The following is an 11,673-nucleotide window of genomic DNA, read 5'->3' as shown; positions in this document are numbered from 1 at the left end:
GCGACCTGACCCGCTTTTGCGGGTCAGGTCGCCTCGAAGGGGAAGGGCAACGGTCACAAAAACGGTTTTTACATACGAAGGCGCACTCAAAGTCAGAGGCACGCGCCCTCCCCAAAAGACTGCCGTGTTGTGACCCTTGCGTTAAGTCCATTGCGCAGGCCGCCGACAAACCGGCAGCGATTTGCCTTTTTGGAGAAGGGGCAGGCAAAATCATGCCACCCACGTCCCGTCGAAGGCATCCGGAAAAGAGGCACGCGCCCGGTCTTCGTCTATGACTAAAAGCGCTTCATAGCTTTCGGGATCAAACGGATCTTGCGCCGCGATCACCTCGCGGCCAAACAGCCAGCTAAGCCGACCGGCATCCAGATTGCCGCGTTCAAACGGCTCATTCTTAAAGTAGTCCCACAAACACGCAAGAAACGCCGCATCCGCCCGCCGGTCGGCAGGCCTGCGATCTGCAAAACGCTCACGCTGGATCAACTTGGTGATCCCACGAGGATTGCCGCGCCGAATTGTGAATTGAAAATCAGTGCCGGGAAAACGCCCCGGGAAACCCTTGTGCTTTAGCATGAGTACCCTCCTGACAAAGGGACCCAAGGAATTGGCCGGGCGCCTAAGGCACCCGGCCAGAAAGATGTATTACATCTTGTCCATTGTAGGCTCTTGCATGATCGGCTCTGGCTCGACCATGACAACTTCTTCTTGCTGAGCGCATGCTGCAACAACTGTGAACAGGCCAAGGGCCAAGATGGATTTGAGTGTGATAGACATAAATGCCTCCTTCGATCACTTATGGTCACGTTCTTCGCGCAACCGGATTTCCCAATGGTCGCGCAAACTTGCACGCCCGACCCCAAACTATCGGACGCTGCAGAAATGCCAACCAAAACATCTTGAAAATGCGCGGATAAATGCTGAATAGTTGCTATCGGTGCAAAAAGTTTGCATTCTCGCATCACTTTTTGACTTTGTAAGCCTCTGAGCGCCGGTTGCATTGTCATAACGGTATGTTGTCGTGCTTCTTCCACGGGTTGCTTAGCTTCTTTCCGCGAAGCGAAGCGAAGGCCCGACAGATGCGTTTCCGGCTAGATTGCGGCATGATCACCTCGTCTACAAAGCCACGTTCGGCTGCCCGGAAAGGGTTGGCAAAGTTGGTCTCATATTCCTCTGTCCGCGCTGCGATTTTGGCGGGGTCGTTCAATTCCGAGCGATGCAAAATCTCTGTTGCACCCCTGGCCCCCATCACCGCAACTTGCGCTGTCGGCCAAGCATAGTTGAAATCTCCGCGCAAATGCTTGGACGCCATCACGACGTAGGCACCGCCATAAGCCTTGCGCGTAATCAGCGTGACTTTCGGTACCGTTGCCTCGCCGTAGGCAAACAACAACTTCGCGCCGTGCTTAATTACACCATCATATTCCTGCGCCGTTCCCGGCAGAAAGCCCGGCACATCAACCAGCGTCAGAATCGGAATTTCAAAGGCGTCACAGAACCGCACAAACCGGGCAGCTTTGCGGCTTGAGGCGATGTCCAGCACGCCCGCCAGGACCATTGGCTGGTTCGCCACAACCCCCACGCTCGAGCCTTCAAGGCGAATAAACCCTGTCAGGATATTTCCAGCGAATTCTTCCTGAATTTCGTAAAAATCGCCCTCATCGGCGATCTTATGAATTAATTCCTTCATATCGTAGGGCTGATTCGGGTTCTTCGGAATAAGCGTATCGAGGCTCTCCTCGATGCGGTCCGGGTCATCAAAGAAGGGACGAACCGGGGGCTTTTCAAGGTTCGACGACGGCAGAAAGTCGATCAATCGCCGCGTTTCCATCAGGGTTTCAACGTCGTCCTTGAACGCCGCATCCGCGACCGAGCTTTTGCGCGTATGCGTCGAGGCACCGCCCAATTCTTCCGCCGTGACGACCTCGTTGGTGACAGTTTTCACCACGTCGGGACCGGTGACGAACATGTACGAACTGTCCTGCACCATAAAGATGAAGTCCGTCATCGCCGGCGAATAGACCGCACCACCCGCGCAAGGCCCCATTATCAGGCTTATCTGCGGCACGACACCGGACGCCAGAACATTGCGCTGAAAAACCTCGGCGTAGCCCGCAAGACTGGCGACACCTTCCTGAATGCGCGCACCGCCGGAATCGTTAATGCCAATAATTGGCGCGCCATTTTGCATCGCCATATCCATGATCTTGCAGATCTTCTGGGCGTGCGTTTCGGATAGCGATCCACCAAAAACCGTAAAGTCCTGACTAAAGACATAAATCATGCGGCCGTTCACCGTGCCCCAGCCGGTGATCACGCCGTCACCTGCCGGTTTGCTTTCAGCCATGCCGAAATCGGTCGTGCGATGCGTCACAAACATATCGAATTCTTCAAACGAGCCTTCGTCGAGCAAAAGCTCCACCCGCTCGCGCGCGGTCAGCTTGCCTTTCGCGTGTTGTGCCTCGACACGGCGCTCTCCCCCGCCCGCGCGGGCCGCAACGCGGCGTCGTTCAAGTTCGGCAAGTATATCGGACATGGATCCCCTCCGCATATCAGCACGACAGAGCTATCGTTTCGCGCGCGCTTTCGGAAGCAAAATCTGGCAAATTTGCAAACTTAATGCCGAAGCAGTCGCGCATTTTGCAAACCCGCTAATACTTCAAAAAAGTGAAGATTTGCTCTGTGGACAGTCCCCTGTCCGGCGCGATACCAGTGTGCAATGTCATCGCGCCCCGAGGTCCGATTTCTGGACCGCTCCACACCTCCCCATATCGTAACACTCGTGCTGATGGCCGGAGTCGCCGCTATGAATATGGGCGCATTCCTACCTTCATTGCCGCGTATGACCACGTATTTTCAAACCGATTATAGTGTCATGCAGCTGTCGGTTTCGCTTTATCTGGCGGCCACAGCCGTCCTCCAACTGATCATCGGGCCCCTCAGCGATCGCTATGGCCGTCGCCCGGTGGTGTTGATTTGTTATGCAATTTTTATCCTCGCCTCCGTCGGTTGTCTCTTTGCGACGACCATCGAAGTCTTCCTGACGTTTCGAATGCTACAAGGCGCGGTTGCCGTGGGTCTTGTGCTGTCGCGTGCCATTGTGCGCGATATGGTGCCTCAGCGAGAAGCTGCATCAATGATCGGCTACGTCACGATGGGCATGGCGCTTGTCCCAATGGTCGCCCCGATGATCGGCGGTGCGCTGGATCAACTGTTCGGCTGGCAGGCGACCTTCATCTTCCTCATCGCATCAGGCATCAGCGTTCTTGCCCTATGCTACGCAGACCAAGGCGAAACGTCCTCGGGCGACGGCAAATCCTTCAAAGCACAGGTCAGCGAATACCCCGAACTCCTCGCCTCGCGCCGTTTTTGGGGCTATGTTTTTGCCGCCGCCTTCGCGAGCGGCGCCTTTTTTGCATTTCTCGGTGGAGCGCCTTTGGTCGCCAGCGATGTCTACGGCCTAAGCTCCTTTTGGGCAGGGATCGGATTTGGCGCCCCTGCCATCGGCTACGCCACTGGAAACTATATTTCCGGACGTTTTTCGACACACTATGGCATCAATAGAATGATACAAACCGGCACGCTCATCACATCTGGCGGGATGCTTCTCGCGCTTGCCATCAGCCTTGCGGGATATGGCTCGGCTGTTAAGTTCTTTGGACTTTGTACTTTCGTCGGCATCGGCAACGGCCTGGTTATGCCCAATGCCACAGCGGGCATGCTGTCGGTTCGTCCGCACCTTGCTGGAACGGCTTCGGGTCTTGGAAGTGCTATTCTTATCGGTGGCGGCGCTGCGCTTTCAGCCTTCGCCGGTGTTGTACTTGGCTGGGGTACGGGCGACGCCCCCCTTCTCATCATAATGGCGATTTCGGCCTGCCTTGGTTACATCTCGATCCGCTTTGTTGTGGCCCGCGAGAAACGGCTGGCCACAACCGACCCCTTGCCGGATTAACAAATTGCCGCCACCCTGTTTGCAAATATGCAATCACGGAGACTTTGATGAGCGTTCAGAAACTTTATGCCGGCGCAAAGCTACGCGAAACACGCACGCACCTTGGTCTGACCCAAAAAGCCTTTGCCGAAAAACTGAGCATCTCGCTGCCTTATCTGAACCAGATGGAAAATAATCACCGCCCGATCAGCTCAGCAGTGATTCTTGCGCTTGTCCAAGAATTTGGATTTGATGTCAGTGAGTTAGCGATTGGCGACGGCGAACGCATGGTGACCGACCTGCGCGAAGCGCTTGCCGATCCGCTGTTCAAAGACACCGCCCCCGCCCTTTTGGACCTGCGCCTTATCGCCACGAATGCGCCCGCGATGGGCCGCGCGTTCCTGGCGTTGCACCGCGCCTATATGCAAACCAACGAGCGCTTCGCCTCGTTGGACGAAGCTCTTGGCTCGGGCGAAGTCCGCCCCGGCGCATCCCCTTGGGAAGAGGTGCGCGACTTTTTTCACTACTGCGACAACTACATTGATGCTGTGGACCGCGCCGCCGAACGCTTTGCCGGTGACCGATCCGCGGACGCGGCGATAACCGATATGCTGTCAGATCTGGGAATAGCGATACGGCTTGTGAGTGAAGATGCCCTGATCCGCCGCTTTGATCCCCAAGCCAAAACGCTCACCTTGTCTGCGTCCGCGCCCCAGTCGACCAGACGCTTTCAGGCGCTGCACCAGATCGCCCTTCTAACGAAAGCCGACCTTCTGGAAGCCACGCTTGACTTTGCGCGGTTTCAATCTGACCAAGCCCGCGACATCGCCAAGATCGGGCTGGCCAATTACTTTGCCGGGGCGGCACTGATGCCCTACGGCAGCTTCCTCGATTTCGCGAAATCAACCCGGCACGACATAGAGAAACTAGCACACCATTTCGGGGCCTCGCTCGAACAGGTCTCGCACCGCCTGTCCACACTGCAACGCCCCGGCGCCAAAGGTGTTCCTGTGTTCTTCGTGCGCGTCGATCAGGCAGGGACAATCACCAAACGGCACTCGGCCACGCGGCTGCAGTTTGCGCGCTACGGCGGAGCCTGCCCGCTTTGGAACGTGCATTCGGCCTTTGAAACACCGGGGCAATTCATCCGCCAACTTGCTGAAACCCCCGACGGGGTACGCTATCTCTGCCTTGCCCGCGAAGTCACCCATGGCGGCGGCGCATGGCGAGCACCGGTGCGCCGCTACGCAATCGGGCTTGGATGCGAAATCAGCCACGCCTCCGAGTTCGTTTATTCGGACGGTCTGGACACCTCGGATGCGACAACTTTCGAAGCAATCGGCATCTCGTGCCGCATCTGCCCACGGGCTGATTGCCACCAGCGCTCGCTCCCGCCGCTTGAGCGAACGCTGCAAATCGACCACAATAGCAGGAAGACCCTGCCATATGAGGTTGTGGACTGATGTTGAAACCGCCGATCTTGTCGCAGCGACCAGCTATTTTGCCTGGTAAAATGAGCGACACGAAACGGCGATGGTCTCTCCCTTTGACGCCACCTACACGACGCCCATCGAAGCAGGCAAAATCCGTTTGACCTAAGCCCGGGTTGAGACCAGCGACGGGGACTCCCTGATCTTGTGGCGCATCAAGGCTGCCCAGAAAAGCCAAAAATCCTCTATTTCCCCGGCAACGCAGGAGCTTTGAAAGAACATAGCCCACGCTTTCCTGCCCCGATCAACCAAAGGCTATTGCGCCGTCACAATCGGCTACCGAGGGTGCAGCGGTTCAAGCGGCGCCCCCGAAGAATTGACCCTCACTGAAGACGTGATCGCCAAAGTAATCCTCGAAACCGCGCGTCCGCTGGTGCTTTATGGGGAAAGTCTTGGCACAGCGATGGCCCTGCGCGTGGCGGCCGACGATATTGGCGACGCGATTGTCCTTGAAGCTCCGTTCACTTCGTTTCTCGACATCTTGGCCGCGCAATACCCGCTGGAAAATCTGGGCGACCTTTGTGGCCCAACACTGGGACAGCCGCCCTACGCCCGCGGCATTCGCCTACCTCTTCGTATCATCCACGGAGAGATCGGCAAAATCGTGCCCATCGTCTTGGGCTGCGAGTTTTTTGCGGCCCCAGGCTCAGCCGAAAAACAGTTCCTCGAAATTGCCAGCGAAGGCCACCGGACTCTTTGGACACCAGGTTTGCAAAGCACGCTTTATGGCTTTTAGACGCCCGTTAGTCCGGCGCGTCCGCCACACGCGAAGACACGTCATCTACTGCATGAACAATCATCGCCAGACACTCTGGCGACGAAAACCGATGATCCGCCCCCTTCACAACCGTCAACCGCATATCGTCTCCGGTCGCATGATCCATCAAGCGATAGGCAACCGACACATCAACATCCGCGTCGGCTGCCCCTTGCAAAAACCGCGTCGGAAATGGCAATGACAGAGCATCCCGCAGCACAAGACGCGTCCGCCCTTCTTCGATCAATCGACGCGTGATCACGTAAGGACCTTCCGAGTATTCGGACGGCAACTCGACCCGACCCAAGCGCGCCAAATCAGCCCTTTGGTCCTCGTCAAACCCCGCCCACATGCCGTCCTCGGTAAAATCCGGTGCTGCCGCAATCGTGACCAATCCCGCCACCAGATCGGGCCGCTCGCGTGCTATCAAAAGACTGATCCAGCCCCCCATCGATGAGCCGACCAACACCTGCGGTCCTTGCGTCAATGCCTCGATGATAGCCACCGCGTCCTCGAACCAATCGCCAATCGCGCCGTCCAGAAAATCTCCCGACGACTGCCCATGCCCCGAATAATCAAACCGCAAAAACGCGCGGCCCCGACGTTGCGCCCAATCTTCAAGATAGATCGCCTTGGTGCCGTCTTTGTCAGATCGAAAACCGCCCAGAAACACCACGCCGGGGCCCGCGCCCGCCGTCTGACTATAGGCAAGATTGCGAATGCCGCTGTGATGAATTCCGTCCGTCATGATGGCCCTCCGATTTCTCAAAACGCTAGCGCATCGACAACATGATGCAAGCGCTTGTGGCTCATGTGTTGACTTTCGCCCCGACGCTTGCCAAATCCCCCGCACACATAACCCGCAACCGGGCGTTCCGTGGGCGCCAAACTGACGAGGAGCTTCAGGCCAATGGCCCAGATTTCCCTTACCCTTCCCGATGGTAATTCCCGTCCCTACGAGGCCGGCGTAACCGCAGCCGATGTGGCCGCAGACATCTCGACCTCGCTCGCGAAAAAGGCGATAAGTGCGACCGTGAACGGCGCGCACCACGACCTTCAATGGCCGATCAACGCGGACGCCGACATTGCGATTCACACGATGAAGGACGACGATCAGGCGCTTGAGCTGATCCGTCACGACCTTGCGCACATCATGGCCCGCGCCGTGCAAGCGCTTTGGCCCGATGTCAAAGTCACTATCGGTCCGGTGATCGCCAATGGCTGGTACTACGATTTCGATCGGGTCGAGCCTTTCACTCCCGAAGACCTGGGCGAGATTGAAGCCAAGATGAAAGACATCATCAACGCCCGTGAACCAGTGCGCACCGAAGTCTGGGATCGCGCGCGCGCCGTGCAACACTACACCGACACCGGCGAGCCCTATAAAGTTGAGCTGATCGACAGCATTCCGGGCGACGAACCGCTGCGGATGTATTGGCATGGCGACTGGCAAGACCTTTGCCGCGGACCCCACTTGCAGCATACAGGCCAAGTGCCGGCCGATGCATTCAAGCTGATGAGCATAGCAGGCGCCTATTGGCGCGGCGACAGTTCGCGCGCAATGCTTCAACGTATCTACGGTGTCGCGTTCAAAAACCGCGATGACCTGAAAAAGCACCTTCATATGCTGGAAGAGGCCGCCAAACGTGACCACCGCCGTTTGGGTCGAGAGATGGACCTGTTCCACATGCAGGAAGAAGCGCCCGGTCAGATTTTCTGGCATCCAAACGGTTGGACGATTTACACTGCCCTTCAGGATTATATGCGTCGCAAACAGCGTGCGGACGGTTACGTCGAAGTGAACACCCCGCAGGTCGTGAACCGCCGTCTTTGGGAAGAATCTGGTCACTGGGAGAACTATCAGGAGCACATGTTCATCGTCGAAGTTGACGAGGATCACGCCCGCGAAAAATCTGTAAACGCGCTAAAGCCAATGAACTGCCCCTGCCATGTTCAGATCTACAATCAGGGCCTGAAAAGCTACCGCGACCTTCCGCTTCGCATGGCCGAATTTGGCTCGTGTAGTCGTTACGAGCCTTCCGGCGCGCTTCACGGCATCATGCGCGTGCGAGGCTTCACCCAAGATGACGCGCATATTTTTTGCCGCGAAGATCAGATCGAAGTGGAATGCGCCCGGTTCATCGACTTTCTGTCAGGCGTCTACAAAGACCTCGGATTTGAGGAGTTCGAGATCATGTTCGCGACCCGTCCGGAAAAGCGTGTCGGGACCGAGGAAAGCTGGGACAAGATGGAGACCGCGTTGGAAAACGCGATCAAGAAGACGGGCCATTCCTACACGCTCGATCCCGGTGAAGGTGCGTTTTATGCGCCTAAACTCGACTTCAAACTGACCGACGCAATTGGCCGGGTCTGGCAGTGCGGGACTTTTCAGGTCGATCCCAACTTGCCTGAACGGCTTGGCGCGCACTACGTCGGCGAAGACGGCGACAAGCATCGCCCCTATATGCTGCACCGGGCCTGCCTTGGTTCGTTTGAACGCTTCATCGGCATCCTGATCGAGAATTTCGCGGGCCGTCTGCCGCTGTGGCTTGCGCCGAGGCAAGTCGTTGTGGCGTCGATCGTGTCGGACGCGGACGACTATGTGCACGAAACCGTCGCCGCTTTGCGGTCTGCCGGTCTGCGGGCCGAAGCGGATACGCGAAACGAAAAGATTAACTACAAGATCCGAGAGCACTCCGTCGCAAAAGTTCCCGTCATTCTCGCAATAGGGCAGCGCGAAGTGGCGGAAAACACGGTGTCAGTTCGCAGGCTTGGCAACAAACAAACCAATGTCGAGGCATTCGATAAGGTACTGGCAGACCTGAAAGCCGAAGCCCTGCCGCCTGATCTTTCCTAGGCACGACATAAAGCCTCGCGCGTCGGTCCAATTGGCCCGACGCGTACGTGCCCCTATATTTGAATAACCCGTCGTAATTTTGGTCGGGAATATGTGGCCTCGGCCCCGTTTCTGCTGCGTGTGGGGCGGCCAGACAAATATGGGCAATCCATTGACACGTGTAGCGATCAAGATTGGCGCCGACGCCCATACCTCGCGCGCAAGGACCGTGGTGCGCTCGCTTGTCGCTGTGACCAGGATTGACGGGGCATCAATTAGATCATGTCGCGCAAACACATCGGGCAGCAAAACGCTGTTAAAAACGGCCAGTTCATCCCGGCAGGTCATCGGGAGAGTAGAACGCGCACGCACCGTCCGCTCCATGCACCTCAAGCACGGCACTTTGATGTTCAACCGGGTTCAAACGGCCGATTTCGGTTCGGTGATAGCCGATACGACCCCGGACAACAGCATGAAACCTGCAACACAAAGCACGCGGTAGTGGCGCATCAACATCTCCTGAGAGTGCCTTCGAGCCATGATATCCGGCCAAACCCCCTATTGTTGTTTTGCCACCAAGCTATTAATATAATTTGATTTTCATGCAGATTTCGCCAACCCTAACACCACTCAAGGCCAACCCTTTAGGAATGTTTCAATCCATAACGAGCGCGTTAAACACGCAGGCGTGAGTGGAATGTTAGCGGCTGAGTTGCTTTGTGTTAATCAGCCGCACAGCAGCGGTCCGAAATTGCAAACCAAAACGAGGATTACCTACCCATGTCGAATACTGCTAAGACAATCGCCGTTGCAGGCGCCGTTGCCGCCGCTCTTGCCGCAAGCCTGTCTGCACCTGCACATGCTCAAGCCAAAGAAAAGTGCTTTGGCGTTTCGCTCGCTGGTAAGAACGACTGCGCCGCTGGCCCAGGCACGACATGCGCAGGCACGTCTTCCGTCGACTATCAGGGGAATGCATGGACGCTTGTTGACGCAGGCACCTGCGCTGACATCGAGCTGCCGACAATGGCCGACGGTACCGCACGTACAGGCTCCCTGGAAGAACTGTCGCGCGACCTGCCAGCATAAGCTTCCACAAGAAATCGACGCCCCCCAAATTGATGGGGGCGTCACCTTTAGCCGAGGCTGCGATCTATGTTTGACGAGAACCCCAAGCGCATCGATAGCCTGCCCAATACCCCCGGCGTCGGCTACAAACCTCAGCATTTTTCCGACATCACAAACGACCCCGGCGTTGTCGGATGGCTCGAAATCCATGCCGAAAATTATATGGGAGACGGCGGCCGCCCCTTGGCGCAACTTCGCCATCTTGCTGAAACTTTTGCCATATCCGCGCATGGCGTTGGCCTGTCGATCGGTGGTGAAACCCGCCTTGATCCAGACCACCTTGCGCGCCTGAAACACCTCAATGACTGGCTGAAACCGGCCAGCTTTTCAGAACACCTCGCCTGGTCCACCCACGGCGCCGAGTTTCTGAACGATCTCCTGCCGCTGCCCTATACGGACGCCACCTTGTTGCGCGTCGCCGACCATATTGACGCCCTGCAAGAGACCATCGGGCGCAAAATGCTGCTTGAAAACCCGTCGTCGTACCTTGCCTTCACCGAAAGCACGATGTCCGAAACAGACTTCCTGCGCGAGATCGCCCGGCGCACCGGCTGTGGCCTTCTGCTGGACGTCAACAACGTCTTCGTCTCGGCCACCAACTTAGGCACCGATCCCATCGCCTACATCGAAGATTTCCCTCTCGAACAGGTTGGTGAAATCCACCTTGGCGGCCACGATGAAGACGAAGACGACCATGGTGCGCCTCTTCTCATCGACAGCCACGGTCGCGCAATCGCCGACCCGGTTTGGACACTTTATGACTATGTGGTCGCCAAAGGCGGTGCATGCCCAACCTTGATCGAATGGGACAACGACGTCCCCGACTGGCAAACGCTTGAGGCCGAAGCCCAGCGCGCCCACGTCATCCTAGCGAAAGCGCCCGCATGACCGTTGATCAGACCACGTTCCGGCGGGCGCTTCTTGACCCCGAGGCCCAGCGCCCCGAAGGCCTTGGCGATGGCCAGGGTCGCGACGCGGGCCGCCGCTTCGATGTCTACCGCAACAACGTGACTGTTTCGCTTAGCGAGGCGCTTGAAACAGCATTTCCCACGGTGGCAAAACTCGTCGGGGCGCAAAACTTCAAGCGCCTTGCCGCCACTTTCCAGCGCCAACATCCGCCGTCATCTCCTCTTATGATGTTTTACGGCGACAACATGCCCACCTTCTTGGAGGCTTTCGAGCCCACCGCGGCCATCGGCTACCTGCCAGATATTGCGCGCCTTGATCTGGCCCTGCGCCACAGCTACCACGCCGCCGACGCGCAGCCATTTGATCCCGCGACCTTGCAGGCGATCCCGCCCGAGCAACTGATGGCATCCACCGTCACGCTTGCCCCAGCCACCCGGCTCCTCCGCTCGAAATGGCCGATCGCCATGTCGTCTACAAGAACGGGGTGAAGGAAATCGCCTGGTCTCATGGTCGATCGGCGACCTTCATGGCGAAATACGACTCGGCGGAGGCCGGATCAAGCTGTCATATTCACACCAGTCTCTTTGATAAAACCGCGAAGAAAAATCTCTTCTGGGATACGAAAAAGAAG

The 11,673-nt window shown here is 57.2% G+C and carries 11 protein-coding genes and 1 pseudogene; 8 read left to right on the top strand and 4 right to left on the bottom strand.

All coding sequences use genetic code 11. The annotated features are described in order from the left end of the window. Positions 1-210 precede the first annotated feature (210 nt). The 3 genes from Q1B15_RS04885 to Q1B15_RS04875 all read right to left on the bottom strand — a co-directional run bounded on the left by Q1B15_RS04885 (position 211) and on the right by Q1B15_RS04875 (position 2,530). On the bottom strand, positions 211-570 hold the full coding sequence (locus Q1B15_RS04885; protein ID WP_299750982.1) for a hypothetical protein: 360 nt from the start codon (positions 568-570) through the stop codon (positions 211-213). Positions 571-639: 69 nt separating this feature from the next. Further along, positions 640-771 (bottom strand): hypothetical protein, encoded by a 132-nt coding sequence (locus tag Q1B15_RS04880; RefSeq protein WP_299750979.1) that lies wholly within the window; start codon positions 769-771, stop codon positions 640-642. A gap of 226 nt (positions 772-997) precedes the next feature. Further along, a complete protein-coding gene (locus Q1B15_RS04875) occupies positions 998-2,530 on the bottom strand; it encodes an acyl-CoA carboxylase subunit beta (protein WP_299750976.1) in 1,533 nt (510 codons plus the stop codon). A 183-nt stretch (positions 2,531-2,713) separates the two neighbouring features. Between Q1B15_RS04875 and Q1B15_RS04870 the strand changes: the two genes are divergently transcribed. The 3 genes from Q1B15_RS04870 (at position 2,714) to Q1B15_RS04860 (ending at position 6,151) form a co-directional block, all read left to right on the top strand. Continuing rightward, positions 2,714-3,946: a multidrug effflux MFS transporter gene (locus Q1B15_RS04870; RefSeq protein ID WP_299750973.1), complete on the top strand. Its 1,233-nt coding sequence runs from the start codon at positions 2,714-2,716 to the stop codon at positions 3,944-3,946. Positions 3,947-3,993: 47 nt separating this feature from the next. Next, complete coding sequence (locus Q1B15_RS04865) at positions 3,994-5,388, top strand: helix-turn-helix transcriptional regulator (RefSeq protein WP_299750970.1); 1,395 nt, start codon at positions 3,994-3,996, stop codon at positions 5,386-5,388. A 247-nt stretch (positions 5,389-5,635) separates the two neighbouring features. Further along, positions 5,636-6,151, top strand: a complete 516-nt coding sequence (locus tag Q1B15_RS04860) for an alpha/beta fold hydrolase (protein WP_366141675.1) — start codon at positions 5,636-5,638, stop codon at positions 6,149-6,151. Positions 6,152-6,158: 7 nt separating this feature from the next. On the opposite strand, the gene Q1B15_RS04855 is transcribed toward Q1B15_RS04860, so the two are convergent. Continuing rightward, a complete protein-coding gene (locus Q1B15_RS04855) occupies positions 6,159-6,920 on the bottom strand; it encodes an alpha/beta hydrolase (protein ID WP_299750967.1) in 762 nt (253 codons plus the stop codon). 162 nt (positions 6,921-7,082) lie between these two features. Here Q1B15_RS04855 and thrS point away from each other — a divergent pair, with 162 nt between their 5' ends. The 5 genes and pseudogenes from thrS to Q1B15_RS04830 form a co-directional block, all read left to right on the top strand. Continuing rightward, complete coding sequence (gene thrS / locus Q1B15_RS04850; protein ID WP_299750964.1) at positions 7,083-9,029, top strand: threonine--tRNA ligase; 1,947 nt, start codon at positions 7,083-7,085, stop codon at positions 9,027-9,029. Between the two features lie 759 nt (positions 9,030-9,788). Then, positions 9,789-10,094, top strand: a complete 306-nt coding sequence (locus tag Q1B15_RS04845; RefSeq protein WP_299750961.1) for a DUF2282 domain-containing protein — start codon at positions 9,789-9,791, stop codon at positions 10,092-10,094. Positions 10,095-10,160: 66 nt separating this feature from the next. Continuing rightward, entirely contained in the window at positions 10,161-11,021 is an 861-nt protein-coding gene (locus tag Q1B15_RS04840; RefSeq protein WP_299750958.1) for a DUF692 domain-containing protein, read from the top strand. Further along, positions 11,018-11,530 (top strand): DNA-binding domain-containing protein, encoded by a 513-nt coding sequence (locus Q1B15_RS04835; RefSeq protein WP_299750955.1) that lies wholly within the window; start codon positions 11,018-11,020, stop codon positions 11,528-11,530. The genes Q1B15_RS04840 and Q1B15_RS04835 overlap by 4 nt, the downstream gene beginning before the upstream one ends. Beyond that, positions 11,494-11,673, top strand: a pseudogene (locus Q1B15_RS04830) (glutamine synthetase); the annotation flags it as partial. The gene Q1B15_RS04835 and the pseudogene Q1B15_RS04830, both read left to right, overlap by 37 nt.

This window comes from uncultured Boseongicola sp. (assembly GCF_937988555.1).
GTDB lineage: Bacteria > Pseudomonadota > Alphaproteobacteria > Rhodobacterales > Rhodobacteraceae > Boseongicola.
This window is presented reverse-complemented; position numbering and strand designations above follow the sequence as displayed.

Bases quoted from the DNA above. Each gene is read 5' to 3' on its own strand.
- Q1B15_RS04840 (WP_299750958.1), top strand. From the start codon at position 10,161: ATGTTTGACGAGAACCCCAAGCGCATCGATAGCCTGCCCAATACCCCC.
- Q1B15_RS04875 (WP_299750976.1), bottom strand. From the start codon at position 2,530: ATGTCCGATATACTTGCCGAACTTGAACGACGCCGCGTTGCGGCCCGC.
- Q1B15_RS04870 (WP_299750973.1), top strand. From the start codon at position 2,714: ATGTCATCGCGCCCCGAGGTCCGATTTCTGGACCGCTCCACACCTCCC.
- Q1B15_RS04835 (WP_299750955.1), top strand. From the start codon at position 11,018: ATGACCGTTGATCAGACCACGTTCCGGCGGGCGCTTCTTGACCCCGAG.
- Q1B15_RS04885 (WP_299750982.1), bottom strand. From the start codon at position 570: ATGCTAAAGCACAAGGGTTTCCCGGGGCGTTTTCCCGGCACTGATTTT.
- Q1B15_RS04845 (WP_299750961.1), top strand. From the start codon at position 9,789: ATGTCGAATACTGCTAAGACAATCGCCGTTGCAGGCGCCGTTGCCGCC.
- thrS (WP_299750964.1), top strand. From the start codon at position 7,083: ATGGCCCAGATTTCCCTTACCCTTCCCGATGGTAATTCCCGTCCCTAC.
- Q1B15_RS04865 (WP_299750970.1), top strand. From the start codon at position 3,994: ATGAGCGTTCAGAAACTTTATGCCGGCGCAAAGCTACGCGAAACACGC.
- Q1B15_RS04880 (WP_299750979.1), bottom strand. From the start codon at position 771: ATGTCTATCACACTCAAATCCATCTTGGCCCTTGGCCTGTTCACAGTT.
- Q1B15_RS04855 (WP_299750967.1), bottom strand. From the start codon at position 6,920: ATGACGGACGGAATTCATCACAGCGGCATTCGCAATCTTGCCTATAGT.